The following is a 25833-nucleotide window of genomic DNA, read 5'->3' as shown; positions in this document are numbered from 1 at the left end:
TTACTTTGCTGTGCTCACACTGGCGGACCGACCAGCTCGCCGTCGCCCTGCTCACGGTGCCTGTGCTTCGCGAGCGACTTACCGCCCGCCGTAACGTCACCTGTATAGTCCGCACTGCCCGCGATCTTCATCGCGACACCCCCGCCCTCGCCCGGCTTGCCCTGCATGCCACCGTTGAACGTGAGCATTTTCTCGGTCGTCGTGTTACCCGTGAACCTCGAATCCGGAACGTCCGCCAGCAGCTTCGCACTGCGCAGCCTCGCGCCGTCCGCCTTCAGCTCGAACTCAGTCCCGCCAATGCGGAACACGATCCGACCACCGGCAGGCACTGACAGCACGTATTCATGGCTCGCATGGTTGTACTGCTCGTACGCACCGTCCGGGAAGTCGGTGGCGGTCTCGTCGGGACTCGATCGTCCAGACCCGCCGTGCTGCTCTGTGTAGTAGCCGGGCGCGACGAACGCACCCGCGAGATCGCCGGACGGTGCCCACAGGGCAACCTCCTCGTCAACGGACGGCGGACGCCAATGCCGAACCTTGCCGGCGGCACCGGCCTGCCATTTGAGCCAGTCGCTCACCCAATCACCGACCCGCACCTTCACACGCGGCGGGTCGTACGTGATCGCCTCGACAATGGCCGACTGCGTCAGACATGCCATGCGGCGATCCATCTCGCCAAGCTCGAAGTCGCTCACACGTCACCCCGCTCCCTGTTCCGCCGGATTCCAGTAACGGTCTTCGTGCCCCGGCCCCGTCTCCGGATCGACGCCCCACAACACCGCACGCCCCTTCGTCGGCGGCTCGTATGCATCGCCCAGGTCGAATTCGTGCACCCACTCGACGAGCCAAACGAGATACGTATCCAGCTCGGGCCGGAACGGATCTTCGCCCGCCGACCCGACCTGTTTGCCGGGCGTCATCGGCAGCCCCCACGTCGCCCCGTGCACCGTTTGCAGCACGCGCGCGGACAACTCGCGCACCTGGACCTCGGCATCCTCCACCAGCGGGTCGACGATCACGCGGGCCTGCATGCGCGCGATCAGCGGCACCCGGCCCGTTCCGTCGTCGTGCCCCGGCTCCAGCTCCGCCAGCTCGACCGCGACGAACGGCGTTTCGATTGACTTGCCGATCTTCGGGTACGCGTGGATACGTTCGAGATCGGGCAAGCGCGCACGAAGGCCGGCCTCGATGCCGTCGTGAAGTTGTTTCAGGTTATCGAGCACGATTCGCCGCCTTCTGGATTTCGTAGTTGACCTCTTGCCGCAGCACCGTCATCAGCCGCGCCTCGCACACACGCGCAGCGCGTCGAAATGCCGGATCGCCCGTCTGCGACCATTCGACCGTCACCACTTCGAACGGCGTTCGCGCCTTTCCGGTGCGACGGTAGATCGCGCCGTCCGGCTGCGCCTTGGTCTTGCGCCACGCGCCCTCGAACAGCGATTTGCCGGCGCGCATCCCCTTCTTCGTGCGCCGAACCGCACCAAGCCGATGCGCCTCGAGCGGGTTCAACCCGAGCCACACCTTGCCCGTGTCGAGCGAGCGCATGAAGAAGTACATCCGCTGCCGCAGCAGCTTCTGCTGAATGCCCGTCGCGCCGCTGACCTCTTTCGCCGTCTGACTCCGAATCCACGCGCCTGTCTTGCGCAGCGTCCGACGCCATGCCGCCTGCATTGCTGCAGGCGGCAGGCCCGCGAGCGCTTCGAGCGCCCCCCGTACGTCGATCTCGATCTTCAGCAGATCCATCATCACCTCAGAATCAGGATTGTCCAGCCCGTGCCGGTCGGGTGAATCTCGAAGACACGGAACCGCTCGCCACCCGCTTCGACGATGCTGCCCTCACGCACGCGTGCCGCGTCGTCGTCCGTGATGTCGAGGATCGGCGCAACGAGCTGCGTGCGTTGCGTTCCGAGATCAGGGCCGAGCCACGGCGCCTTGAACATGCCTTGCAGCGGCTTGCCATCGATCTTGACCTCGTCCGACAGGTCTCGCTTCACGGCCGTATCGACATCGACCATCAGATCCCGGAACGCCATGTCACGCCTTGAGCTTGACCAGCGCCTTCGGGCGCGTGCACAGGTGGATCGGGTTCGACTGCGCCTCGATCTCGACGCCCTTGCCGAAGTCCATCAGCTCTTGCTTCGCGTAGTACGGAATGCCCGTCGTGTTGACTGCCTCGACGTAGTCGGCCGGCGCGAAGCGCGTGATGAACAGGTCCGGCACACCTTCGGGAATCGCGTGCGCTTCGTCGTCCGCGACGTAGCCAACATCGCCGACGCGGCCCCGATAGCGCTCGAACGTGCAACCGCCGAAGTCGAACGCATCGCGCGCGTCGCCACGCAGCGACGCCGCCATCGCGGTCGCAAGGTACGTCTCCTTCACGGTCTTCGCGACGATCAGTTTGTTCCAGAACGAACGGCCGCAGAGTACGCGCACGCCCGTGTACGTCGTCGCGCCGAGCGCATCTTCGATCGCGTCCTGCACCTCGACGCACTTCACGCGGATCTCGGTGTCGGCCTTGCCCAGCTCGAACGGGATCACCGTCTGCTCGATGCCGAAATACTGGAGCAGGTCGATCAGCACCGTCTTGCCGTCCGCATCCAGAACAGCGCCCTTGATCGCGCCGATACGATGGAATTCGTGCGTCGCGTCGAGCTGGCGGCGCATCTTCGCGAGCCGGCGATTCACGACGGTCTGCAGCGCCTCCAGCTCGGTCTCGGAACCGAATGCGCGCAAATTCTGGATCTCGTCCGCCTTGATCACTGCGCGCTGCGGCAGATGCACCGTATTGAACGGGATCATCTTGCGCTTGCTGCCAACGACAACGCCTGCCGGCGAACCGCGCTCGCCAGCCGCGACGAGTGCGAGCGTGTCGCCGTCGCGCTCGATTTGGATCGTCGTCGTCGTGATGCCGTCCTCTTCGAACAGGCCGAGTGTGCCGATCCGGCCAGGAACATACGGCTGATCGTTAATCGCAGCACTCAGGGACGACAGCGAGAACGCATCGTCTTGAAACAGGGCGATATCCGCCATACAACCTCCGACATGAAAATGGATACAAAAAAGGCCACGCGGTCGGCGTGGCCTTGAATGGGGTATGTCGCAATCAGCGGACGATCACGTGTCGCTCGGCGAGATCGCCACGACCGGCGGCATCGAGACCCGTGAGCAGCCCGCCCGCGACTTCGGCGAGCCGGACGATCCCCGTCGCCCGACGCGACGCGTCGGACGCCGCCAGCGGCGCATAGAGCACGGCTGCTGCGACTTCGGAACCGTCGTTCGCGGCGTTGTCGTACGGCGCGTATTCGCCGGTACTGGTTACGCCGAGCACCTGCCCGGCCGGCAGTGCAGCGCCTGCCTTCACGACGATCCGCTCGCGCGAGATCTGGCCGTTGCCCTCCGACACGAGAAATTCCGCCGTCAGAGCGGCCTGTACTTTCCAGTTCGACATGAGTTTTCCCCTCCTCGGGTTACGTCAAAGTTACTTGCCGCTCTTGCGAGCCGCGTAGATGGACGCCGCACGCGGCGCATTCGCGACCACGGGCGCGTCTTGCGACGCAACCGGGGCAGCACGATGGTTGATCGGCTTCTGCGAAGCCGTGACACGCTCGAACAGCCGCGCACGCACCTGATCAGCCGTCAGCCCGTCCGTAACGAAGCCGGCCGTCAGCTCGGTCAGGCTCGCGGCCAGACAGATACCGGCGATGTCCTGCGCACTGCGGATCGCCGCGTCGACGGTCGCCCGATCGCGCAGGCCGGTCGCCAGCACGATGCCCTCGGCGCAGTGCTCGATGCGAGCGTCGCGACACGTCGCGTACACATGCGCCGCCAGCGCCGTGACGTCCGGTGCTGCCGGCGGCTGCGACGAAGGATCGGCCGGCGGATTGACCGGCGGCACCTCGCCGTCGCCCTCCAGCACCGCCACGATTTCGGCCGGCACCGCCGCGTAGCGCGCAGCGAGCCGCGCAGCGCCCGCGTACGCGGCGATGCGGATCGGGTCTACGATCGCATCGCAGAAGCCTTGCTCCTTCGCTTGCGCGGCCGTGAGCCAAGTCTCGGCGTCCATGATCGCGCGGACCTCCTCTTCGGTCCGGCCGCTGCGCTCGACGTAGGCCGCCAACATGCTGTCCGACATGCTTTCCAGCAGATCAGCGAGCTTGCGCAGATCGCCCGCCTCGCCGGCCGCGACCGTGTGCGGGTTGTGAATCATCAGCCGCGCGTTCGACGGCATCTCGATCGTGTCGCAAGCCATCAGGATCAACGACGCTGCCGACGCGGCGACGCCGTCGACGCGCCCCTTCACCTTGCCGGCATACCGACGCACCGCGTTATAGATAGCGAACGCGTCGAACACGTCGCCACCCATCGAGTTGATCGCGACGACGATCGATGTCGCGGTTGCCGCCACCTCGTCGAGCTTCGCGGCAAACAGATCGGCATCGGTGCCCCAGAATCCGATGTCGCCGTAAATCCGGATCTCGACCTCGCTCCCGCCCGCCGCGTTCGCTTGCGCGCGGATGTCCCACCACCGCTTCTTCCCTTTCATTCGCCATCCCCATTAGAAAGATCGCCCGCTCCGTCAACCGGATCGAGCGTGTCATATCGAATCCCGAGCCGACGCTCGCGTGCGAGATCGTCCGCGTTCTCCCGGTCGACCTGCTCCGGATCATCACCACGCGACAACACCGCCCCCGTCCGACTCGCCAGACCGGAGCGGATCTCCATTCGCTTCGCCGTGACGTCCTGCACCGGATGGATATACGGCCAGCCCTGTGGCACCCACCGCACCCGCAGATAGTCGCGACGGCGTCGGTAGTAGTCCGGCATCGTCATCGCGCCCGACAGCGCGCAAGCGTCGACCCACCAACGCCAGACCTTCCGGCAAAACTGGTGGATGAACACGTTCCACTGGATCTGCTCGATCGAACGACGGAACTCGTTCAAGATCACCCGCAGTACGCGATCGCTCACGTCGCGCAGATCGCCCGTCATGACTTCGTACGGCATGCCGACCGAAGCCGCAGCCGCCATCAGTTGCTGACGCATGAACGGCCCGTAGTCGGTCCCTGCGCCCGGCGGCTCTGCAAACGTGACGCTTTCACCCGGAGCCAGCTCCTGCATGCTCCCCGGTTCGAGCGACACGACCGGCGAGAAGCCGTCGACGTCGTATTGCATTTCACCGCCCGTCACCGGATCTCCCGGAAAACCCGGCTCGGCCGGCGGCTTCGTGATGAACCCGGCGAAGAGGTTGCTGACCTCCTGCCGGAACAGCACCGCATCGTCGAAGTTGTCCAGCGACTTGAGCCGCAGCAGCACCGTCGACAGCTCCGGAACCCCGCGCACCTGGCCGGGCCGCAGCGCGAGAAAAACGTGCGCGATCTCGTCGGCCGGCACACGTACGGTCTGCATGTTGGCAGTCGATGCACGCCCGTACTCGCCGGGATGACGCTGCAGCAGGTGATACGCAACGCGTCGACCGTCCGTGTTGAACTCGACGCCGTTCACGATCTCGCCCCCGCCCGGCACAATCTCGTTCTTCTCCATCGGAAGCAGATCGCCTTCGAGAAGCCGGATCTGCATCGGGACCGCCAAGCCTTCGCGAGGACTGCGCAATTGACGACGCACCAGCACCTCGCCGTCGCCGAAGAACGCACGCGCTGCGAGCGTCTGTACACCTGCCATATCGAACAGATCGTCCGCGTCGATCTCCTCGCAGCTATCCTCCCAAAGTTGCTTTTGCATCTTGCGCACCGCATCGTTCGGATGCTGCGGGTGCGCTTGGATGCCGTTCCCGATCGTGTTCGATACGAGTCGCGCGATCGCCGTTTTTGCCCAGGGATCGTTGCGGATCGCGTCGCGAGCACGCGAGCGCAACAGCGGCAGGTTTTGCACCGCCGCCGCATTCGGTCCCGCGCTCGGCGTCCGCCACGACTTCGCCCGTGCGCCCGTCGTGCTCGCCGACTCGTAGGCCGCCGCATTGAGCCGCGTCGGCACCACGAATCCGCGCCGCGCGAGTGACGGAAAGCCCCCCTTCATCGCACCCCCTTGCCGGCGTGGCGAATCCGGACAATCGACGAACGCCCGGCCGCGCCATTCAGATCGCGAATGATCTCGGTGCGCGCCTCGCGCAGCTCGCCGATCGAGCGATATTTCACGCGCCGGTCGGCATACTGGACTTCCAGCTCGCCCTTCGCGATTGCAGACTGGATGTTCTGCAGATCCTGTTTTGTGTATGCCATGCCATTCCCTCGTTTAGCGCCGCTTCAGGTACGTCGAGCGACCAACACGACGCCCCTGAATGCGCGAAACCCCGCTCGGGGGCGGGGTTTCGGTGGGTTTTGCTACCTGCGGCGACGGCCGCGGAGTCTCTGTAACGGCCTCTTCGATCGGCGGATCGGGAAGCACCTCGGCAGGCAGCGCCGACGGCAACGCCTCCAGTACCGGGACCGCGTCGAACAGCGAGACCTGCGATGCGCGATGCTGCTCGACCTGCCAGTGCGCCTCGGTCATCAAGTGCACTTTCACGCTGCGGGCCGCGTGCAGCGCGTAGCCTTCGCAGTCCAGCGCCTCGTTGCGCGGGCTGATCTTCTTCCACACGCGCTTACCGCCGCGCGGCCCCGGCACCTTCACCTCTGCCGTGAGCTGCGATAGGTAGTCGCTGCGCACGCCGCTATACCAGTGCATGCGGCCCGGCCCGTCGCCTTCGAGCTTCAGCCGGTTTTCGAGGATCAGATCCTTCGCGCGGCTCACGCCAACCATGTACGGGCGCAGCCCGTACTTCGCTGCCTTGCTGTTGTTGCGCGTTGAGTCGATCGACGCCTTCGGCACGCTGAAGATCTCCGCGTCGACGTTGCTGCTGCCCTTGACGGCCATGACGTTGTAACCGGCGTGCTGCGCAGCACGCACATACTTGTATACCGCGTCCGACGTAGCGCCGTCTGACGAGTCGATCGACGTTGCACGTACACGCAGCAGCCAGCCGTTCTCATGCCGGTATGCGTGCGACAGCAGCATCGTCAACGCGCCCCATACGCCGCCCGTCATTGGGTCTTGCTGTTGCTCCGTCACATTGCCGTAGATCTCGCCCCATGCGACGAGCCAGCTTTCCTCGCCGCGCCCCCATGCACGCAGGACGATTGCGAGCCGATCGTGCTGCACGTCGACGCCAAGCGTCAACACCAGACCTCCGAGCGGCACCGTCAGCTCCGCGTATGGCAGCGCACGTTGCGCGAGCACGTCCAGCTCGGGCAGATCGGTCTTGTACTTGTACGCCCGGCCCTGCGAGTTGTTCACGAACGACCGCATCTTCGTATCGTCACCCTCGCGCAGCGCCTTGTCGGCCGTCAGCCACTTCTTCACCAGCTCTGCCATGTTCGAGCCGGGGAACGGCGACACCAGCTCGTTGATGCGGAAGCCGGCAACGCCGTGAAACGGTGCCGTCGCGACCCATCGCCCACGACGAACAGCGCGGATGCGCGTCGCGTCGTCCCACAGCGAGCCGCAATGCGGACAGGTGTACCGGGCTGTCTCCGGTTGTGCGCGGCCGTAGACCTCATGCTCGACTTCGGCGCCTTCGCTCCAGGTGACGTTTTCCCACGCCAGCTCGTGCTCTTCGTCGCAATCGGAGCACGGCACCAGATACACGCGCTGATCCGACGCAGCATAGCCCTGCTGGATACGTGACAGGCCGTCGACGGTCGGCGTGCCGCCCAAGATCATCTTGCGCCGCCGGTCGGAATAGCTTTTGTTCCGCTCCTCCAGCAGCGTGATCGAGTCGCCCTGCTCTCGCACGTTCGTGTTCGCATCGTCCGGCTCCTCGACCGCAACGACCGGGGCCGGCGTCGACTTCACATCGTCCGGCGCGTTCGACGTGATGAACTTCAGGAAGCCGCGCGCGAACGTCTTGTGATCCCACAAGTTGTTTTTGTCGCGGGCAGCGTGCACCGGCAATTTCGCCGACAGGCGAGGCGTCACCTCGACCATCGGCTCAAACTTCTCCAGGTTGAACTTCTTCGCCGTCTTCTCTTTCGGGAACATGACGATCATCGGACACGGATCGACGTCGATCCGCTTGCCGATGTAGTTCAGCAGCACGCCGTCCGTCCACGCGACCTGCGCCGACTTCATGCACACGACCTTCTGCACGGTCGGATCGTCCAGCGCTTCGTGCATGCCGAACACCCACGGCGTGATGTTGGGGTTGTACCGGCCGGGGCTGGCCGATCCCTTCGCGCTCAACCTACGATGTCTGCGCGCCCACTCCGTCGTCCCAATCCGCTCCGGCGGACGCAGCATCTTCGCGATCCGGCGAATCACTGCGTTGACTGTCTGGGTCGTATTCAGAAAGCTGCTCAAGGCATCCATATATATGCTCGTTCAACCATTCGACGTCTACCCCGACGCCGTAGAGCGTGTGCAGCTCCTGCACCAGCTTGTCAGACAGCGACAGCAGCTCCGTTTGAAATGCGCCGACCATCAGGCCGTACGCCTGTTCGAGCTGCGCCGCGTTGACGAGCTGCCCCTTCTTCTCGGCCAGCGTCAGTAGCTTGATCTCGCGATCGACGATCTCGGTCTTCGCGCGTTCGGCGACAAGATCGATGCCGGTCCCGCTTGCGCGGCCCGCAGCAATCTCGCGCAGGTGCCTGATATACGCGACGCGGATCTCGTCGATCGATGCCACGCGATAATCGAGCTGGACCTTGTCGACGAACCGAGAAACGGCCGACTGGTCAAGGTCGAGATGGTCAGCAATCTGCTGCTGAGTCGGCATGAATATGACCCCCTATGGAGACTCGCCAGTAGAGAAAAAACGCGGGTGCGAGCCCCCGCGTGTGGCGATGCCCAGAGGGTCCCCGCCTGCTCAAAAAATAGGCAGACCCGCACCGATCGCGACATCGGCGGTCACGCCGTCGCCTGCTCGGTCCATCGCCCAGACGACGCGGTCCATCGCATCGTCAAACACGAAGCACCGCGCGGTAACGCGCCCCATGCTTCGATCTTCATCCCACGTCGACCAGACCTCGCTCGGCCCGGCGCTCGTCGACTCGATTCGCATTTCAGCGCCCCAATGCAAAAAGCCCCGAGGGCTTTCGCACTCAGGGCTTCGATATTCAATTCGTAAGGGCGAACGCCCTCCCAACAGATCCCGACAGACAGTTATCGTTGTTGGTCGCGGCGCTCCCGCGATTCAGTACGCCTGTCGGGCGAAGGTGCGACACGAGTATGCGGTCGCTCATTTATCCAGTGACGCGGTAAAGGATGTGCAGAGTTTAAGCGATCCTCTCTTGAAATGGAATACGTTTCATCCTCGCAATTGCCGACGCAATGTGTCGTACACCGATCCATCGACCGCATCCAGCAGCGCGAGCATGTCGTGGAAGCGCCACGACCAGTTCTTCCGATACTCGTCGAGCGATACGCCGAGCGCGTGCGCCCGGCCAGCGTCGTCGACCTGCCGCTTTCCGGAACCGGAACAGCAGGGGCAAATATGCCGGCCCTTCGAATCCGAAGCCGGCGACGCAGCGATCCGCCCCATCCCGCCGCAGTCGTCGCAAGGTTCGTATTCCCGAAAGACCAGCGGCCCGTTACGTCCCTCGAAGAACGGGATACGCTCCTCTGATACACACAGCTTCCCGCTGCCTCCACACACATCACACGCGTGCGTTGATGTCGTGACGGCCCGCGCGCGACGCACGACGCCACGCCCTTCGCACTCGACACACTGATCGTTCACCCACTCGTCCAGCAACCGCAGCGCGAAGCGCTCGACGATGTCGACCTTCGAACGCTCGACAGCGTGCCCCGCACGTTGATCGCGACGCTCGTCGCGCGACAGGCCCGTGAACCGCGTACGCTTGAATCGGCCCGACGTCCGGATCATCTGCGCCAACAGCAACGTTGCACGTCGAACCATTGTCTGCGTCGGCATCGGCCCGGCTTTGATTCGGGCCAGCAAGCTCCCGAGATCGTTCGCAAAGGCGAGTGCGCCCAAAGTAACTTTAGGATCGGCAATCGGATCGGTGAACTGACCACGAACGCTCATCGCAACGCCCACCCGCTCTTTCAAATCGATCATGACTCTCTCCTAGTCGTCCTAATGTCTCAATGTCCCAAGGGAAAAGGCTTGCAGGGGTGCGCGCCCGCGACATGCGACATGCGCCGCTCACGTCGCGCATGTCGCGCCCCTGCACCCGCGCCCGAGACCGCGCCTTGGGACGTTGGGACATGGGACGTCCACAGCGCGCCAAGACGGGGCTAGTGGCGCGCTTACCGTGCAGGCACAGCGCGCCACGCGATTACAACGGACTGTCGTCATCACCTGCTGCGACCAGTTCGCGCTCCGCTTCCGGCTCTTGCTCTTCCTTCACGTAGTACCAACCGCGCGATCCAGTCGACTCGCGCTTGCGCACCCAGCCGAGCGACTTCAACGCCTTGCCGATGCGGCGCTGCTCGGCCAGCGTCCACTTCGACGTATCGAGCTTCAGGATGTCCGCGAGGATCTCTTCCATCGTCGTGCGTGACACGAACTCCAGGGCCTTGGCAATCTTGTCCTCGTACACATCGCCCTCGTAGCGCTCCGCTTGCTCGATCTCGAACAGCGGGCGCTCATGCTCTTCTACGTGCCACACGACGCCCGAGCGATACAGGTGCACGGCTTCCGCCCAGAGCTGCTCGCGAACGGCCACAATGCCATCGATGTCGACCAGCCCGCCGACACGCAGCGGCCAGTAACGCCGGTTGCCCGATTCGTCTTTCAGGTACGTGTCGAAGTTGACCGAGCCGGCGAACACGCACTGACGCGGGACGTCGGTCGCACGCTTACCGTAGAAGTTGCGGAACCGGTCGACAGCCGTCGCGAAGAAGCTCTTTACGGCCGACGAGTCGGCCTTGTTCAACGAGTCCAGCTCGGCCAGCTCGATCACCCACTTCCCGGCCAGCACCGCGTACGTGTCCTTGTTGCCGATCTGGATCGGCGTATCGGTGAACCACGGAGCGCCGGCCAGCACCTTCAGCGCCGTCGATTTGCGATGCCCCTGCTTGCCTTCGAGGATCAGGACGTTGTCGACCTTGCAGCCCGGCTCCATCACGCGCGCGACGGCGGCGATCATCCATTTCATGAACGCGAGCTGCACATACTCGCTGTCGGCGACACGCAGGTAGGTCGACGGCATCGATCGCACGCGCGACACGCCGTCCCATTTGAGCCCTTCGAGGTATTCGCGCACGTCATGGAAGTGCTTCTCGTCCGCCACCAACAGAACCGCGTTCATCACGATATCGGTGCGCACCGAGAGGCCATAGCGCTGCGACAACCAAAGCGCGCAGCGCTGATCGTCCATGTCAGTCCACTCGCCCTTCACGCCTTGCCGGAACGGCGGTGCCTTGCGCTTCATCACGCGGCCACCGAAGTCGTCCTGTTCGATGACGCCCTGCCAAGCTTTGTGATTCGCCAGGATCATGTGGACGTTGCCGAGCGTCGGCAGCAGCGTGCCCTTGTCCGAACGCGCGAGATCCTGCTCCCATGTGTGCGCGCCGTTCTCTGCCTCGCGGCCATCCCATTCCGGCTGTTTCGCGGCAGCGGACGTCGCGGCGGATTTCGTCGGCGTGTCGTCCGCGGTCGACACCGCAACCGTCGCCGGCCGGATCTCTTCGTTCGCTGGCGCGATGACGCGCAGGATTGCCGCCTGCACTTGCGCTTCGACTGCCTCGACGCCCTCTTCGACGTGCAGGTCGTTGAAATCGGTCAGCTTGCGCTCGCCGCGCTTGGCGAATGCGGGATAGACCACGCTAACGTCGGCGACGGCCGCTGCCGCCTCGTAGGCGCGCTTCAGGCCCGTGTTCTCGAAGCGCTTACGGCGCAACGGCATCACGTCGTTTCCGTAGCTCACCTCGACATACGACACGCCGTTGTCGTCACGACGCCGTGACACGGCGACCATGTACCACGTGTTCTTCGCCTCGATCCGCACCGGGTCGGCACCGAACACCAGTTCACCCCGGAAAGCGAGCTCGTCGGCGAGCCAGTCGCGCAGGCGCTGCTCGATCTTCCAGTCGTCGTCGGCGCAGACCAGCACGTGCACATCCGGATACGTCGCACGCAGGTAGCGCACGGCCGAGAGGATGCCGCCCGCGTCGAAGCAGACATTGACTGCGAACGCCTCGTCGATCGCCATGCGAATCGAACGCGCGGTCGCGTAGCCTTCGGCAACCAGCACGATCTGGTCGTCTGCGCCGACCTCGCCGAGCAGATACGACGCGCCCTTCTTTTCCATGCCTTTGTTGAAGCGCTTCGCGCCGTCCGGGGTGATCTTCTGCAGGCCGACGAGGCGAGCGTCGTCGCCGTACTGATACATCGGCACGAATATCGTGCCATCCGCGTCGAAACGTACGCCTTCGGCCGTGATGCGCTTGCGTTCAAGATAGGTGGACTCGCCATGCTCTGCCGCGCGGTTCCACTGATCTCGCGCGCGGTTCGCGGCGAGCTTCGCCTGACGCGCATCGCGCTCGGCCTGCTCGCGGTCGGCTGCTTCCTGCCGGCGACGCGTCTCCGCGAGCACTTCCTCGCTCATCGGTGCGCCGCTCCATTCGAATCGCTCGGTGCCCGGATCGTCGCCCGAGAAGTGGCCGAACGTGCCGCCATAGCCGATTACCGCGCCCTTGCTGATGATCTCTCGAAGCTGATACCAGTATTTCTTGCGCGGCCCGTACCGATGATGTTTGCCGTCCGCGATCGGATGGCCTGCAGGCAGGTCGGGATGCCCCGCAGCACGCAATTGCTGAATGATCTGGTCCAGTGTCGCCATATGAAAATTTCCTCTGTCAAAGTCACTTTGGCCGCCCGAGTTGCCCTTGGCGGCCAGATCACAATTCGTTGAGTTGCGCGCTGTTAGCTCGCACGACGAGCCGCCTCCAGCTCGACGAGACGACGGTCGCGCTCGACCTTGTGAGAAAAGCTTCGCCACGCTGCGCGTCCTGCGGCATAGCACTGGCGTCCGCTCGGCGAGCGGCTGTACTGCGATGCGCTGCGTCGCAACGCGCTACTGATTCCGTTCACGTTCACGTGTGTCTCCAGTTATTTGCCGCGCAGTCGATGCCATTCCGCCGACATGAGATCGTCGAACGCGGTAAGGTCCAGCGCGCAGAGACGACGGGTGAGCTGGTCGCGGAACGCGTGACGTTCCGCCTTGGTTGCGAGCGCGGCACATGCGCGCGCGGCTCGCTCGATGAACAAACGCACACGGCCGGCTGCGCTTGCTTCCTCAAGAATCGGAGCGAGACGATCGGGGAAGGTAGCGATCAGTTCGGATAGCAAGCGCCCGGCTTCGGCGGGGGCATACTCGAATCGGGATGCGAGCGTCGTGACAGCGCACGCCGATTGCTGCTCAGGCGCGCAGCAGAGGCCGATGTGTTCGCGGTCGGGCCGGCAACAACCCATGCCGGGCTTAAACCGTTCCATGACGACGACGGCGACGTGCAGCGAGGTTGCGAGCAGCGTGGATCAAGCGCTGGAACAGACGCTGGCCCTTGCGGCCAGTCGCGATGATCTTCTCGGCGTGTTGGTCGTCGATGCGCTGATCAGCCAGGGCACGCGTCACATCGTCAGCGACGAGACCAACATGCGCCTGCAGGTGCAGCGCCGTCGAAACAAGACGCAGCGTGCCGGGTTCGCTAATGTCGTCAGCGACTTGGTCATCGACATGTTCGGCAACCAGCCCGAAGCGCGCGTTCAACGCATGCAGCGCGTCGAGCGCATACACCTCGCCCTCCGCCTTTTCCTGCATCCACTCGATCAGCAGCTCGAACATTTCCATCGACAAGCGACTGTCGCCAACGCCGCGCAGGCGGAGGCGAAGCGATTCCGGCGTGATGTTCTTACCGCGCCGGATCGTGAGGTGGTTCGCCGCGTCGGCGACACCGCCGGGCGTGTTGCGAACGGACGTATAGAGGACGTCCAGCCATTCGGTACTGTCGTATCGGCAGGTCATAGCGGGAGATTGGTAGATCGCGACTTTCATCCTGTCGCGCGCACGGTGGCGCAACTAAGATTCAGATCACGAGATGCGTAACTGCGGCTGTCACGCCTCGATGGGGTGTCACAAGGGTTTGTCGTGTACGTCCAGAGAAACAAACAGGTCGGGGCGCGCGAGCTTCAAGAACAGCAGACGCGCTCGCGGAATGCCGTTTCGACGCCATTCAGATACGGACGGCATCCGGACTTCGCACAGTTGGGCAGTCGCGGCCGTTCCGCCAAAGGCATCGATCACGGCGCACGCGTACGGGTCTCGATTCAGGAACGTATTCATGCCGCCATGTTAGGCGTTCCTTACACGAAAAGCAAGGCATTCCTTATGCCCATTCAGTTAGGCTTTCCTAATGACGACACTAGCCGAACGCCTGGAACAGGCAATGAAGTTGCCGCCTGAGAAAAAGGCTGCAGATCTGGCGCGAGCGTGCCGAGTGCGAGCGCCCTCGGTCAGCGACTGGTTAAGCGGGAAAACTAAAAAGATGGAGGGCGCGAACTTGCTGCTCGCGGCCGAATTCCTGAACGTTGACCCGTGGTGGCTCGCCACCGGGGAAGGCCAGATGGTGCGTCGCGCCAATGCGCCCGCACCACAGAGGCAGGAGACCCTAGGCGCGCATGCTCAAGCGCTAGTTGACGCGCTGGCCAAAGCAGACAAGATTGGGCTGCCGTCGACGGCATTTGCCGCGCTGCTGGAAACCCTCAAGGTGTTTGAAGATCTACGCGGACAGCAGCCCGGCGACCTTCTTGATCTGAATGCGCCAGACCCGCAAGAGGGGTAAGGTTCCAGTCGAATACAGCGGCCCTACGGTGCGTTCCGACACTCCCAGAACGTATCCCGCGCCCTCTGATCGGTCCGCCAAGAATCTCAACATCCCAATCGAAGTCGTCACTGCCGTGCGGGCCGATAACCCGCACCAGCACACCGATACGCGACCGGTTTCGGCATCGACTGACGATCGCCACATCGCCCGGTTTGCACCGCAATTCCCCTGTTGACATAGCCCCGCGACAACCTCCCCTCGGCAGTATTTTCACTTAACCACTGTATAAACATACAGTATTAAGTCGGAAGAATACAACACCTTTCAGAAGCGTTCATTCCACGTGCCTCGGCCCGATGGTCAACAAAGAGCGACGTCATCGAAAAATAGTTAGGCATTCCTATTGCACGAAGACGAAGGAATGCCTAACATTCATCTCCATCGCTGCCGCTCGTGCAGCCTTCGGAGAAGCTCATGAAAATGCTCGACCATCAGTCCACTGATCGCCACGAATGGCTTCGTGACGAAAGCACGCCCCGCATCAAGCCGTCCGAACCGGCCCGCCAAAGCAACTTTGAAAAATCGAAGATCTTCCGCTGGACGGTCGTCGCCGCTCTGCTGTTTGTCGTCGTGAACGTGTTCCAAGACGATCCTGTCGTCGCACCGACGACCGCCTACCACGTCACCGTCTAAATCGCCCCGACATTGCCGGGGCGAGTCCCCGGCGTCATGGAGACCACCATGCCGCGCATCAAAGTCAAAGCAGAACCCCTTTTCGACGCCGAACGTCGCGACACCCTCTCACTTCGCACCATCACGCGATACGACCGGAACGCACGCCGTCCGTCGACACCAATCCTCATCGGCAAGTACGTTGTCGGACGCCGCCCGTTGGCGGACAGCGTGCACACGGAATATTTGATCCTCGACGGCACGGAGATCGCCCACAAGCAGATCTCGATCCCGAGCGAAGGTGACTGCGCCAGCGCGATCAAGCGCCTGCGAGACGCAAAACGCGCGGCAGGCATGGCGGCATCGAACGTGATCGCTAAAGCGAAGAAAGCCGGCAAGGCACGCACCGCAGCTGCACAGGAGGTTGCGTAATGGACGACCGCGCGCAACAGCTCGACCTGACCGCGCCGATTCCCACCGGGAACATCAAGGCCGCAGCCGCAGCGGCTGGCGCAACGTCGGCGGACTTGTGGATGGTCCCCTACGATCAGCTTCACTACGACCCGGCCGACAACATCCGAGCGGTTGATACCGAATGGGTGGCACACCTCGCCGCGCTAATGCGGGAGAACGGATACGACAAGGGTTCCCCCCTCCATTGCTACGCCCGGAAGGTTGACGGCAAGGATCTGCTCTACGTTTACAAGGGGCAGCACCGCTATCTCGCAGCCGGACACGTGATCGCCACCGGGAAAGATCTGGGCAAGATCCCGGTAGTCGTCCGCGACGCGAAGAATGTCAACCGCGCCGAAATGGTGATCGACGGCTATCTCAGCAACAACGGCAAACCGTCGTCGCCGCTTGATCTGGCCGCTGCCGTCGCAGAGTTGCGCGACATTCACGGGATGACGCTCGCGGCCATCTGCAAGCGCCTGAATGTCACCGATCAAACAGTGCGCGACGTCGGCCTGCTTGAACGAGCACCGGCTGAACTGCATCAGCTCGTACGGAAAGGCCAATGTACCGGCACGCTGGCCATCGAGCAGATTCGCCTGCATGGCGGCGACAAAGCGCTCGAACGTATCGTCGTCGGGATCGCCAAAGCCGCTGAAGCCGGCAAGACGAAGGTCACGAAGAAGTACCTCGAAACAGCGCCCCTCCTCGATACGCAGCCGGACCCGGAACCTTCGCCCGAGCATGCAACCGCAGCAGTCGACACCGCACCGCTCGCAGCGTCGACGGCTGCGGAAGCCAGGATCGAGATGCAGGCAGCGTCTCGCGAACGCGCCCCCGCCAAGATCAGCGAGAAGCAGTCAAAGCAACTTTTGCAGGCCCTGCAGGCTGTACTCCATGACAAGAATTTTGGCCGACTTGCAAAGCCGACGATTGAAGCAGTTCATGCAGCGCTGCTGCCGCTCACTGAGCTACTCGGCGACCCCACATCGCAAAAGGTCTGGCCGATCACGGAGCCCGACGAGAACGGCGGGTGCAAGCCCGTCGAGTGTGTGCGCGGACCTGAACGATCGGGTCGGATCAAGGGACCGCTCGCTCATATTCGCATCGCGCAACCGAGTCCGGGAGCATGGATTTACGCGATCGAATACAACACCGGGACCAGCTTTGCGAGCGAACCTCTGAAGGTATCTCCGCAAACGCGCGCAGTATGGACGCGCGTCCAGGCCATTCGTTCTGGCGCTGCCCGGCTGATCGACACCATTAAGTCACCCGTCCACGGGCAGACCAAGGCAGAGCAAGCCTCGTTTAAGCAGATCCTCGCGTGGGCGCACGAGATCATCGCCATGCCCGATCCCGACATGACCGCCGAATTCTCCGCTGCCACCGCCAAAGGGGAACGCCCAGACCTCAGTGACGTACTGACGGCCATCGAACATAAGCGTCGGATCAAGTCGAACGCGGAGCTGCTGACCGCTGCATTCCCGGCGCGAAAAGGGAAGTCCGGCCTCGATCCGGCGTCCGCATGGCCGTTCCCGAAAGGAGCCACAAATTGACCCCGCGCCCGGCCCTTTCTACCCCACGTCCGCTGCCGCGAAAGCGGGAACACGCGAAGAAGCGCCCGGCGCTCGCACTCGCGAGCGTCGACGGTGCTTCGATGCAGTCGAACAGCAGCGGGCTGGCGCCCGCAACATCGATCCAGAACAACGATGCGCCGCTCGCGCGGCGAAAGGCAATCCAGACGAACGAAGCCTTGGCGGATACCCGCCAAGGCAGGCTCGCGCGCCTCGACGCCCTTCGCACCGAGGTCCGCTCGCTGGTCATCGAGATCTCGCACGCGGCCGACGTCGAGCTGCTGGACCTGATGGCCAACGAGGTCGGATCGTTTGCACGCCACAAAGCCGCGCAGGATGCGCGCACCTGGGCCGCGACCGCCGGCATCACGCTGGAAACCGGCCTGATGCAACTGGCTCGCGCACTACCAGGCACAAAAGATGAAGCAACGAAGAATCAAGGAGCATCCGCATGACCGTGGCAATGAAACCGATCTACCTCGATATCGAATCGGTCTCCGCTGCAATCTCCCTGTCGCCGGCAGTCATCCACAAGCTCGTCCGGCAAGAAGAGTTTCCGAAGCCGCGTGCATTGTCAGGCCGACGCGTTGGATGGCTCACGCGGGAAATTGAGGAGTGGGCAGAGGCACGAACACCGTCCGAGTTTCTGCCCCCGCCAAATTGTGGAACCGGCCGCAAGAAGGCTATCGCACATGTGCCCGACTAACTGCCTCCAGCTTCGCATCCAATTTCGACAACCACTGCCGGCGCTCGGCGTCATAGTCGTGGCGATTGTAGACACCACCGACTCCCGGCAGCATATGCCCGATGATCGCCTCACCGACCTCATATGGACACCCGAGCGCAGCCAGCATGGTTCGAGCCGTTCGGCGCAGGTCGTGAGGTGCCCAATGGGTAACTGCGAGGCGCGGCCGGACCTGCTTCGGTCGCGTTTCACTGTAAGGCATGTGGAAGTGAACCGACTGCCCGAACACTTTCTGTTGCATCGGACCGCCCTTCTCAGCCGGGAATAACCACCCCTTCCCGTATCGGTCCAGACGCCGACGAACAATCGCTTCTGCGCGACCAATCAACGGCACGCGCAAGTCGGTAGCGTTTTCGTGGCGAGCGTTTTTCGTCTTGGCCTTCGGCACCGTCCACCAAAGGCCGTCCGGCTCTTCAGCAATCTCCCGCCCTTCCATCGCGCCAATCTCTGCGCCACGCGTTGCCGTCCATAGATACAGCGTCAGAGCGTCCTCCACATTACGACTGAAGTTCGGCAACCAGTTGATCACCGCGCCTGTCTCTGCGTCGCTTAGGAACCGCTTCACGGTTCCTGTCGGCTGCCCCTGTATGCGTTTCCCATTGCTGCGCAAGCGACCGCGCATGATCTGACGCCACCAGTTTGGCGCGGAGTCGGGCAGTTTGCCTGCGTCGAGCGCGTAGTCCCACGCGGCTCCCAACTCCAGCCGAAGCTTCGACGCCTGCACTGGGATGTGACGAAATGAATCGATTTTCGTAAATGCTCGTTCGCGCGTCAGCTCGGCGGCCGGCGAATCAGCGAGATCGCCAATCATGGTCCGGAACATCCGGGCGACTTCAGCCGCTCCTTTCGGTTTGCGATTGTGCTCGACGTGTCCTTTCAGGTATGCCGCGCACACTTCACCCACTGTTAGCAATTCCCCTTGCTGTACCATTACGGCAACAGTGCCGAGTGCTTGCCGCTTCGAAAGCGCCGGGTCGTTGCCTGCGTTGCGCTGGTCCCTCAAGCGCTCCCATTCAACGGCCGCAGCCGCGATCGAGAGCACGGGCCATTCGCCGATTTTGATTTGCCGCATGCGCCCGTCGACGGGCGACTTGTACCTGTAAATCCAGCTACGACGCGACGTTGTTGCCTCAAGCCGGAGACCAGGACAACCGTCGATGTTCAAGTGTGCACCGGGCAAAAGTTGCTTTGCCGTGCGCGCGTCAAACCGCATTCAAACCTCGGCGTAGGTTTCCGCCATACACTGGACAGTACCGGCGTAGGCGTAGGTTTCATGAAAGGCGAAAAGCTACGCTGACGATGGAAATTTAGCAAGATGTCGCGACACGGGGAAATTCGATAGCGAAGCCCCCGAAACTGACGGAAAGCCTTGATGGATAAGGACGTGCAGGAAATTACGGAACGAAAACAGCAGCTTACAGAAGCTGCTTTTAACAACCATACCCCGATGATGCAGCAGTACCTGCGCATCAAGGCCGACCATCCCGACACGCTTGTCTTCTACCGGATGGGCGACTTCTACGAGCTGTTCTTCGAAGACGCGGAAAAGGCCGCACGCCTGCTCGACCTGACCCTCACGCAACGCGGCGCATCCGCCGGCACGCCGATCAAGATGGCGGGCGTACCGCACCACGCGGTCGAACAGTATCTCGCCAAGCTCGTGAAGATGGGCGAATCGGTCGCGATCTGCGAACAGATCGGCGATCCCGCCACGTCGAAGGGCCCCGTCGAGCGCAAGGTCGTGCGCGTCGTCACGCCCGGCACGCTGACCGATGCAGCACTGCTGTCCGACAAGAACGATGTTTACCTGCTCGCGATGTGCACGGGCCACAACAAGCGTGGCGTCGCGGTCAATGTCGGCCTCGCGTGGCTGAATCTGGCAAGCGGCGCGCTGCGGCTCGCAGAAATCGAACCCGAGCAGCTCGCTGCCGCGCTCGAGCGCATCCGGCCGGCCGAGATCCTGACGCCGGATGGCGCAACCGACGCCGTGCAGGCAGGCGCAGGCGCAAGCAAGCGCGTGCCGGCGTGGCATTTCGACATCGCGTCGGGCACGCAGCGCCTGTGCGACCAGCTCGATGTCGCGAGCCTCGACGGCTTCGGCGCACATTCGCTGACGAGCGCGTGCGGCGCGGCCGGCGCGCTGCTGCTCTACGCAGCGGCCACGCAAGGCCAGCAGTTGCGGCACGTGCGCAGCCTGAAGGTCGAAAACGAAACCGAGTACATCGGGCTCGATCCGGCCACGCGCCGCAACCTCGAACTGACCGAGACGCTGCGCGGCACCGAGTCGCCGACCCTGTATTCGCTGCTCGACACCTGCTGCACGACGATGGGCAGCCGCCTGCTGCGTCACTGGCTGCATCACCCGCCGCGCGCGTCGGTCGCCGCACAGTCGCGCCAGCAGGCGATCGGCGCGCTGCTCGATGCACCGGCAAACGCAAGCCTCGATGCGCTGCGCAGTGCGCTGCGCCAGATCGCGGACGTCGAACGGATCACCGGGCGCCTCGCACTGCTGTCCGCGCGCCCGCGTGACTTGTCGAGCCTGCGCGACACGTTCGCCGCCCTCCCCGCGCTGCGTGAGCGCATCAGCGCGATCGTCCCGAACGCGGACGCCCTCACCCGCGTCGACGCGGCACTCGCACCGCCCGCCGAATGCCTCGACCTGCTGACGAGCGCGATCGCGCCCGAACCGGCCGCGATGGTGCGAGACGGCGGCGTGATCGCGCGCGGCTACGACGCCGAGCTCGACGAGCTGCGCGACATCTCGGAGAACTGCGGACAGTTCCTGATCGATCTCGAAGCGCGCGAGCGCACGCGCACCGGCATCGCGAACCTGCGCGTCGAATACAACAAGGTGCACGGCTTCTACATCGAGGTCACGCGCGGCCAGACCGACAAGGTGCCCGACGACTATCGCCGGCGCCAGACGTTGAAGAATGCCGAGCGCTACATCACGCCCGAACTGAAGACTTTCGAGGACAAGGCGCTGTCCGCGCAGGAACGCGCCCTGGCGCGCGAACGCGCGCTGTACGACGCAGTGCTGCAGGCACTGCTGCCGTTCATCCCCGAGTGCCAGCGCGTCGCATCGGCGCTCGCCGAACTCGACCTGCTCGCCGCATTCGCGGAACGCGCCCGCGCGCTCGACTGGGTCGCGCCGACCTTCACCGACGAGATCGGCATCGAAATCGAACAGGGCCGCCACCCGGTCGTCGAGGCGCAGGTCGAACAGTTCATCGCGAACGACTGCCGGTTCGGCACCGAGCGCAAGCTGCTGCTGATCACCGGCCCGAACATGGGCGGTAAGTCGACGTTCATGCGGCAGACCGCGTTGATCGCACTGATGGCTTACGTCGGCAGCTACGTGCCGGCCAGGTCGGCATGCTTCGGCCCGATCGACCGGATCTTCACGCGCATCGGCGCGGCGGACGATCTCGCGGGCGGCCGCTCGACGTTCATGGTCGAGATGACCGAAGCCGCGGCGATCCTCAACGACGCGACACCGCAAAGCCTCGTGCTGATGGACGAGATCGGCCGCGGCACGTCGACGTTCGACGGCCTCGCGCTCGCGTGGGCCATCGCGCGCCACCTGCTGGCACACAACGCGTGCTACACGCTGTTCGCGACGCACTACTTCGAGCTGACGCAACTGCCGGCGGAATTTCCGCAAGCGGCCAACGTCCACCTGTCGGCCGTCGAGCACGGCCACGGCATCGTGTTCCTGCACGCGGTCAACGAAGGCCCGGCCAACCAGAGCTACGGCCTGCAGGTCGCACAGCTCGCAGGCGTTCCGGCGCCCGTGATCCGTGCCGCGCGCAAGCACCTCGCGTACCTCGAACAGCAGTCGGCGTCGCAGCACACGCCGCAGCTCGACCTGTTCAGCGCGCCGCCGGTGGCCGCCGACGATCTCGAATGCGCGGACGCACCGGCGCTGCCCGACACACCGCATCCGGCGCTCGAAAAACTGCGCGACATCGATCCCGACGATCTCAAGCCGCGCGAGGCGCTCGACCTGCTGTACGAACTGCGCACGCTGGTCCGGTCGCACGATGCCGACAGGCACGCGTAAGCGCATTCCGCGCGGCCTGCCGGCCCGCACCGCCGCCGCGCTCGTCGCGGCGGTGCTCGCGCTCGCGCAGGCCGCCGCGCTGGCTGCGCCGCCGAAGCGCAGCACCGCGCCCTACTCGTTCGCGGTCGTATCGGGCGTGATCAACACCCCTGCGGACGAACCGGCCGCCCAGCGGCTGCTCGATGCGATCGCGCGCGAGCGCAATCTCGCGTTCGTGGTCTACGCGGGCGATCTCAAGGGTTCGAAGGAAGCGTGCCGCGATGCACTGTACTCGCAGCGCGGCGCGATCCTGGATGCGGCACGCGTGCCGCTCGTATTCATTCCCGGTCACGACGACTGGGCAACGTGCAACACCGTGGCCGGAGGTAGCTACGATCCGGTCGAGCGGCTCGACTTCCTGCGGCAGACGCTGCTCGCCGATTCGGCACTGCCCGACCCCGGCGCGCTGCCGATCACGCGGGAAAGCGAAGTCGCACGGTTCCGGCCGTATCGGGAGAATGCACGCTGGATGCGCGACGACATCGTCTACGTCGCACTCAACGCGCCGGCGCCGAACAACCATTACCTGACGGCCGGCGGCCGCAACGGCGAATTCGAGGACCGCATCATCGCGAACGGTTTCTGGATCGACCACGCGGCCGAATACGCGAAGCGGCGCGAGGCGCGTGCGATGGTGGTGATATTCGAAGGCGATCCGCAGTTCGAGCGCTATGAACGCGCGGAACGCTTCGCATGGCTGCGTTTCAACCGGCCGCGCGTGCGGGACGGCTTCCGCGAGTTGAAACGAACGCTGGTGAAGGCGGCGGCGACGTTCCGCGGCCCGATACTCGTGATGCACGCGAGCAGCGAAGCGCTGGCGAACGGCTTTCTGATCGACCGCCCGCTGCGTGCGGACGACGGTGAACTGGTCGGTAACGTGACGCGCGTCGCGATCGGACCGCGCCATCCGGCGAATCAGTGGGTCAAGGTGAGCGTGTCGCCGGCACGGCAGACGATCTTCAACGTGAGCCTGCAGGAAGTACCGAAGAACCTGCCGGTGCCGCCCGCGCTGCCGCTCGTACCCCGTGACGACGTCCCGCTGCCGCAGATGCCGGAAATCCCTGCATTGCCGGCGCTACCTGACTCATCGTCGGTCGCGCCGCCGCTGCAGGGCGACGGCACCGCCCCGGGCGGCGCGTCGTGGCCTGTGCCAACCCCAGCGTCGGGGCCGGCGCCCGGCCTGCCTGCAAGCTCAGTGCAGGGTGCGCCCTGACGGCGCTTCGCCGTCTTCGTCTTCGTCCTCGTCAACGATCTCGAGCCCTTCCGCGCCATGTGCGTGCTCATGCTCGATTTCGTCTTCGGTGGCTTCGCGAACGTCCTTCACGGTCAGCGCGAAACGCAGCGCCATGCCTGCCAGCGGGTGGTTGCCGTCGAGCACGACCTTGTCTTCGGCGATGTCGGTGACCGTATAGATCAGCGAATCGACTTCCTCGTCGCCGTCTTCCGGCGTGCCTTCGAACTGCATGCCCACTTCGAGCGGCTCGGGAAAACGATCGCGCGGCTCGATCTTCACGAGTTCGGGATCGTAGTCGCCGAACGCGTCCTGCGGCTCGAGCTGGACCTGTGCCTCGTAGCCCGGCTCGTGGCCGTCGAGCTGTTCCTCGATCTTGGGGAACGTGCCATCATAGCCGCCGTGCAGATAAACCATCGGCTCGTCGCTTTCCTCGATCAGATTGCCCTGTGCATCCGACAGCTTGTAAGTGACCGACACGACGGTGTTTTTTGCGATTTTCATCCAATTCTCCCAAATACAAGTCTCATTATACGATGCGCAACCGGTCTCAAGCCGAACCGCGGGATGCCGCTGCCGCCCCGCTCGGCGCGCCGCCCTCCGATCTTCCCACACCGCTGCTCGGCGGTCTTACGCCGACGCAATTCATGCGCGGCTACTGGCAGAAGAAGCCGCTCCTGATCCGCCAGGCGATCCCCGGCGTCGCGTCGCCGGTCTCGCGCGACGCGCTGTTCGAGCTCGCCACGGACTATGACGCGGAATCGCGACTGATCACCCATTTTCGTAACAAGTGGCAACTGGCTCACGGCCCGTTCGAACCGGGCTCGCTGCCGGCCGTCACGCGCAAGGCCTGGACCCTGCTCGTACAAGGGCTCGACCTGCACGTCGACGCGGCGCGCGCGCTGCTCGACCGCTTCCGCTTCATCCCCGACGCGCGGCTGGACGACCTGATGATCTCGTACGCGACGGATGGCGGCGGCGTCGGCCCGCATTTCGATTCATACGACGTCTTCCTGCTGCAGGTCGAGGGCCGGCGCCGCTGGCGCGTCGGCGCGCAGAAGGACCTGTCGCTGCAGCCGGACGTGCCGCTGAAGATCCTCGAAAACTTCGAGCCGAGCGACGAATGGGTGCTGGAACCCGGCGACATGCTGTACCTGCCGCCGCACATCGCGCACGACGGCGTGGCCGAAGGCGAATGCATGACCTGTTCGATCGGCTTCCGGGCGCCGTCCGCAGGCGAACTGGGCGCCCAGTTCCTGTACTATCTCGCGGAGCGTGGCGGCCTGCGGGACGGGTGCGGCGACGACCTCTACCGCGACCCGAAGCAGCCGGCCGTCGACACGCCCGCGCAACTGCCTCCGGCGATGGTCAAGCGCGTTGCCGAGATCGTCGACGCGATTCGCTGGCGCAAGCGCGACGTCGCAGAGTTTCTCGGCTGCTACCTGAGCGAGCCCAAACCGAACGTCGTTTTCGACCCGCCCGCGCGCCCGCTGTCCGAGGCCGCGTTCGTCACGCAAGCGTCACGTCGTGGCGTGTGTCTCGACAGAAGGGCCGCATTGATGTATAACGCGCGCTCGTACTTCATTAATGGCGAGGAAGGACCGCTCGAGCAAGCCAGCGAATGGCTGCCCGAACTGGCCAATCAACGCCAGATGGAGGCGAAACGGTTTGTAACACTATCCCGGGCTCCCTCAATGACAGCTTTATTGCACGAGTGGTATCGTGCGGGCTGGATACGGGTCGGAAACCGGAATTAGTGTGAGTCGCCCCGTATGCCCGTACAGATCAAATTCTGTATGGGAAAGACAACGTATTGACCCCGCATTTGTCGACGGTCGATAGGAAAGTGCATATAATTTCCGCCCAAGCCGTAGGGAAGATTCACGCTCTAGAAGTGCATCTCCACCAGCGGCCCAGGTCGGTGTTGGAGCACATTACCGGTATTGTTTCGCGCTGTTGCTTACCTTTAACCATAAAAGGACGTGATCATGAAGAAATCCCTCCTCGTAGCTTCCCTGTTGGCTGCTGTTGCACTGGCTGCTTGCAACAAGAACGCTGATCAAGCTGCTTCGTCGGCTGCAAGCGACGCGGCTGCTGCTGCTTCGACGGCTGCTTCGGCAGTTGCTGGTGCAGCGAGCGACGCTGCTGCCGCTGCTTCGTCGGCAACGGCTGCTGCGAGCGACGCTGCTGCTGCAGTGGCGTCGGCTGCTTCGGCAGCGACGGCTGCTCCGGCTTCGGGCGCAAGCCAGTAAGCCTCAGCGTCAGCTGAAAAAAA

Annotated in this window: 30 protein-coding genes; 11 read left to right on the top strand and 19 right to left on the bottom strand. The window is 63.9% G+C overall.

Features of this window, described 5'->3' with window-relative positions:
* Positions 1-14: 14 nt before the first annotated feature.
* The 17 genes from ABIC51_RS04085 to ABIC51_RS04005 all read right to left on the bottom strand — a co-directional run bounded on the left by ABIC51_RS04085 (position 15) and on the right by ABIC51_RS04005 (position 14300).
* Positions 15-695, bottom strand: a complete 681-nt coding sequence (locus ABIC51_RS04085; RefSeq protein WP_354006369.1) for a phage baseplate assembly protein V — start codon at positions 693-695, stop codon at positions 15-17.
* A gap of 3 nt (positions 696-698) precedes the next feature.
* A complete protein-coding gene (locus ABIC51_RS04080) occupies positions 699-1223 on the bottom strand; it encodes a hypothetical protein (protein WP_354006368.1) in 525 nt (174 codons plus the stop codon).
* A complete protein-coding gene (locus tag ABIC51_RS04075; RefSeq protein WP_175855162.1) occupies positions 1213-1743 on the bottom strand; it encodes a phage tail protein in 531 nt (176 codons plus the stop codon). The genes ABIC51_RS04080 and ABIC51_RS04075 overlap by 11 nt, the downstream gene beginning before the upstream one ends.
* A gap of 2 nt (positions 1744-1745) precedes the next feature.
* Positions 1746-2033 (bottom strand): head-tail joining protein, encoded by a 288-nt coding sequence (locus ABIC51_RS04070; protein ID WP_034188730.1) that lies wholly within the window; start codon positions 2031-2033, stop codon positions 1746-1748.
* Between the two features lies 1 nt (position 2034).
* A complete protein-coding gene (locus ABIC51_RS04065; protein ID WP_060223079.1) occupies positions 2035-3030 on the bottom strand; it encodes a major capsid protein in 996 nt (331 codons plus the stop codon).
* 73 nt (positions 3031-3103) lie between these two features.
* A complete protein-coding gene (locus ABIC51_RS04060; RefSeq protein ID WP_049098395.1) occupies positions 3104-3448 on the bottom strand; it encodes a head decoration protein in 345 nt (114 codons plus the stop codon).
* Between the two features lie 30 nt (positions 3449-3478).
* Complete coding sequence (locus ABIC51_RS04055) at positions 3479-4543, bottom strand: head maturation protease, ClpP-related (protein ID WP_301760330.1); 1065 nt, start codon at positions 4541-4543, stop codon at positions 3479-3481.
* On the bottom strand, positions 4540-6033 hold the full coding sequence (locus tag ABIC51_RS04050; RefSeq protein ID WP_301760332.1) for a phage portal protein: 1494 nt from the start codon (positions 6031-6033) through the stop codon (positions 4540-4542). The genes ABIC51_RS04055 and ABIC51_RS04050 overlap by 4 nt, the downstream gene beginning before the upstream one ends.
* On the bottom strand, positions 6030-6236 hold the full coding sequence (locus tag ABIC51_RS04045; protein WP_006497114.1) for a phage head-tail joining protein: 207 nt from the start codon (positions 6234-6236) through the stop codon (positions 6030-6032). The genes ABIC51_RS04050 and ABIC51_RS04045 overlap by 4 nt, the downstream gene beginning before the upstream one ends.
* Positions 6237-6249: 13 nt before the next feature.
* The gene (locus tag ABIC51_RS04040) at positions 6250-8292 is read right to left on the bottom strand and encodes a phage terminase large subunit family protein (RefSeq protein ID WP_354006367.1); all 2043 of its coding nucleotides are present in this window, start codon (positions 8290-8292) and stop codon (positions 6250-6252) included.
* Positions 8237-8767: a MarR family transcriptional regulator gene (locus tag ABIC51_RS04035; RefSeq protein ID WP_175926061.1), complete on the bottom strand. Its 531-nt coding sequence runs from the start codon at positions 8765-8767 to the stop codon at positions 8237-8239. The genes ABIC51_RS04040 and ABIC51_RS04035 overlap by 56 nt, the downstream gene beginning before the upstream one ends.
* A gap of 90 nt (positions 8768-8857) precedes the next feature.
* A complete protein-coding gene (locus tag ABIC51_RS04030) occupies positions 8858-9052 on the bottom strand; it encodes a hypothetical protein (protein ID WP_059554247.1) in 195 nt (64 codons plus the stop codon).
* 246 nt (positions 9053-9298) lie between these two features.
* A complete protein-coding gene (locus tag ABIC51_RS04025; protein ID WP_301760337.1) occupies positions 9299-10072 on the bottom strand; it encodes a hypothetical protein in 774 nt (257 codons plus the stop codon).
* Between the two features lie 220 nt (positions 10073-10292).
* On the bottom strand, positions 10293-12800 hold the full coding sequence (locus ABIC51_RS04020; protein ID WP_301760338.1) for a virulence-associated E family protein: 2508 nt from the start codon (positions 12798-12800) through the stop codon (positions 10293-10295).
* Positions 12801-13069: 269 nt separating this feature from the next.
* Positions 13070-13453 carry a hypothetical protein gene (locus tag ABIC51_RS04015; protein WP_301760339.1) on the bottom strand — a complete coding sequence of 128 codons (384 nt, stop codon included), beginning with the start codon at positions 13451-13453 and terminating at the stop codon, positions 13070-13072.
* Positions 13440-13982, bottom strand: a complete 543-nt coding sequence (locus tag ABIC51_RS04010; protein WP_155633990.1) for a phage regulatory CII family protein — start codon at positions 13980-13982, stop codon at positions 13440-13442. Before ABIC51_RS04010 ends, ABIC51_RS04015 begins: the two co-directional genes overlap by 14 nt.
* Before the next feature lie 108 nt (positions 13983-14090).
* On the bottom strand, positions 14091-14300 hold the full coding sequence (locus ABIC51_RS04005; protein WP_059815662.1) for a hypothetical protein: 210 nt from the start codon (positions 14298-14300) through the stop codon (positions 14091-14093).
* 70 nt (positions 14301-14370) lie between these two features.
* Between ABIC51_RS04005 and ABIC51_RS04000 the strand changes: the two genes are divergently transcribed.
* The 6 genes from ABIC51_RS04000 (at position 14371) to ABIC51_RS03975 (ending at position 18186) form a co-directional block, all read left to right on the top strand.
* Positions 14371-14799 carry a transcriptional regulator gene (locus tag ABIC51_RS04000; protein ID WP_301760341.1) on the top strand — a complete coding sequence of 143 codons (429 nt, stop codon included), beginning with the start codon at positions 14371-14373 and terminating at the stop codon, positions 14797-14799.
* Between the two features lie 456 nt (positions 14800-15255).
* Positions 15256-15474 carry a hypothetical protein gene (locus ABIC51_RS03995; RefSeq protein WP_059815655.1) on the top strand — a complete coding sequence of 73 codons (219 nt, stop codon included), beginning with the start codon at positions 15256-15258 and terminating at the stop codon, positions 15472-15474.
* Positions 15475-15522: 48 nt separating this feature from the next.
* Positions 15523-15885: a beta-hexosaminidase gene (locus ABIC51_RS03990; RefSeq protein WP_354006366.1), complete on the top strand. Its 363-nt coding sequence runs from the start codon at positions 15523-15525 to the stop codon at positions 15883-15885.
* The gene (locus ABIC51_RS03985; protein WP_354006365.1) at positions 15885-17462 is read left to right on the top strand and encodes a ParB/RepB/Spo0J family partition protein; all 1578 of its coding nucleotides are present in this window, start codon (positions 15885-15887) and stop codon (positions 17460-17462) included. The genes ABIC51_RS03990 and ABIC51_RS03985 overlap by 1 nt, the downstream gene beginning before the upstream one ends.
* Positions 17459-17935, top strand: coding sequence for a hypothetical protein (locus tag ABIC51_RS03980; protein ID WP_301760345.1), 477 nt, complete (start codon positions 17459-17461; stop codon positions 17933-17935). Before ABIC51_RS03985 ends, ABIC51_RS03980 begins: the two co-directional genes overlap by 4 nt.
* Entirely contained in the window at positions 17932-18186 is a 255-nt protein-coding gene (locus tag ABIC51_RS03975) for a helix-turn-helix transcriptional regulator (RefSeq protein WP_226129555.1), read from the top strand. Before ABIC51_RS03980 ends, ABIC51_RS03975 begins: the two co-directional genes overlap by 4 nt.
* On the opposite strand, the gene ABIC51_RS03970 is transcribed toward ABIC51_RS03975, so the two are convergent.
* Positions 18164-19438, bottom strand: a complete 1275-nt coding sequence (locus ABIC51_RS03970) for a tyrosine-type recombinase/integrase (protein WP_059233744.1) — start codon at positions 19436-19438, stop codon at positions 18164-18166. The genes ABIC51_RS03975 and ABIC51_RS03970 overlap by 23 nt on opposite strands.
* Before the next feature lie 159 nt (positions 19439-19597).
* Here ABIC51_RS03970 and mutS point away from each other — a divergent pair, with 159 nt between their 5' ends.
* Together mutS and ABIC51_RS03960 are read left to right on the top strand one after the other, a co-directional pair.
* Positions 19598-22288 (top strand): DNA mismatch repair protein MutS, encoded by a 2691-nt coding sequence (gene mutS, locus ABIC51_RS03965; RefSeq protein ID WP_481192999.1) that lies wholly within the window; start codon positions 19598-19600, stop codon positions 22286-22288.
* Complete coding sequence (locus ABIC51_RS03960) at positions 22269-23540, top strand: hypothetical protein (RefSeq protein WP_146252881.1); 1272 nt, start codon at positions 22269-22271, stop codon at positions 23538-23540. The genes mutS and ABIC51_RS03960 overlap by 20 nt, the downstream gene beginning before the upstream one ends.
* On the opposite strand, the gene ABIC51_RS03955 is transcribed toward ABIC51_RS03960, so the two are convergent.
* The gene (locus ABIC51_RS03955; protein WP_027786990.1) at positions 23520-24062 is read right to left on the bottom strand and encodes an FKBP-type peptidyl-prolyl cis-trans isomerase; all 543 of its coding nucleotides are present in this window, start codon (positions 24060-24062) and stop codon (positions 23520-23522) included. The genes ABIC51_RS03960 and ABIC51_RS03955 overlap by 21 nt on opposite strands.
* Positions 24063-24094: 32 nt before the next feature.
* On the opposite strand from ABIC51_RS03955, the gene ABIC51_RS03950 reads away from it, so the two are divergent.
* Genes ABIC51_RS03950 through ABIC51_RS03940 form a run of 3 tightly spaced genes read left to right on the top strand, consistent with a single transcriptional unit; the run spans position 24095 to position 25810 of the window.
* Positions 24095-25315, top strand: a complete 1221-nt coding sequence (locus ABIC51_RS03950; protein ID WP_175861540.1) for a cupin domain-containing protein — start codon at positions 24095-24097, stop codon at positions 25313-25315.
* Between the two features lie 56 nt (positions 25316-25371).
* On the top strand, positions 25372-25617 hold the full coding sequence (locus tag ABIC51_RS03945) for a hypothetical protein (RefSeq protein ID WP_075122947.1): 246 nt from the start codon (positions 25372-25374) through the stop codon (positions 25615-25617).
* Positions 25547-25810, top strand: coding sequence for a hypothetical protein (locus tag ABIC51_RS03940; protein WP_354006384.1), 264 nt, complete (start codon positions 25547-25549; stop codon positions 25808-25810). Before ABIC51_RS03945 ends, ABIC51_RS03940 begins: the two co-directional genes overlap by 71 nt.
* Positions 25811-25833: the final 23 nt, after the last annotated feature.

This window comes from Burkholderia sp. 572, from assembly GCF_040545135.1.
Classification (GTDB): domain Bacteria; phylum Pseudomonadota; class Gammaproteobacteria; order Burkholderiales; family Burkholderiaceae; genus Burkholderia; species Burkholderia cepacia.
The sequence above is the reverse complement of the archived record's forward strand: the minus strand, read 5'-3'. Positions and strand labels throughout refer to the sequence as shown.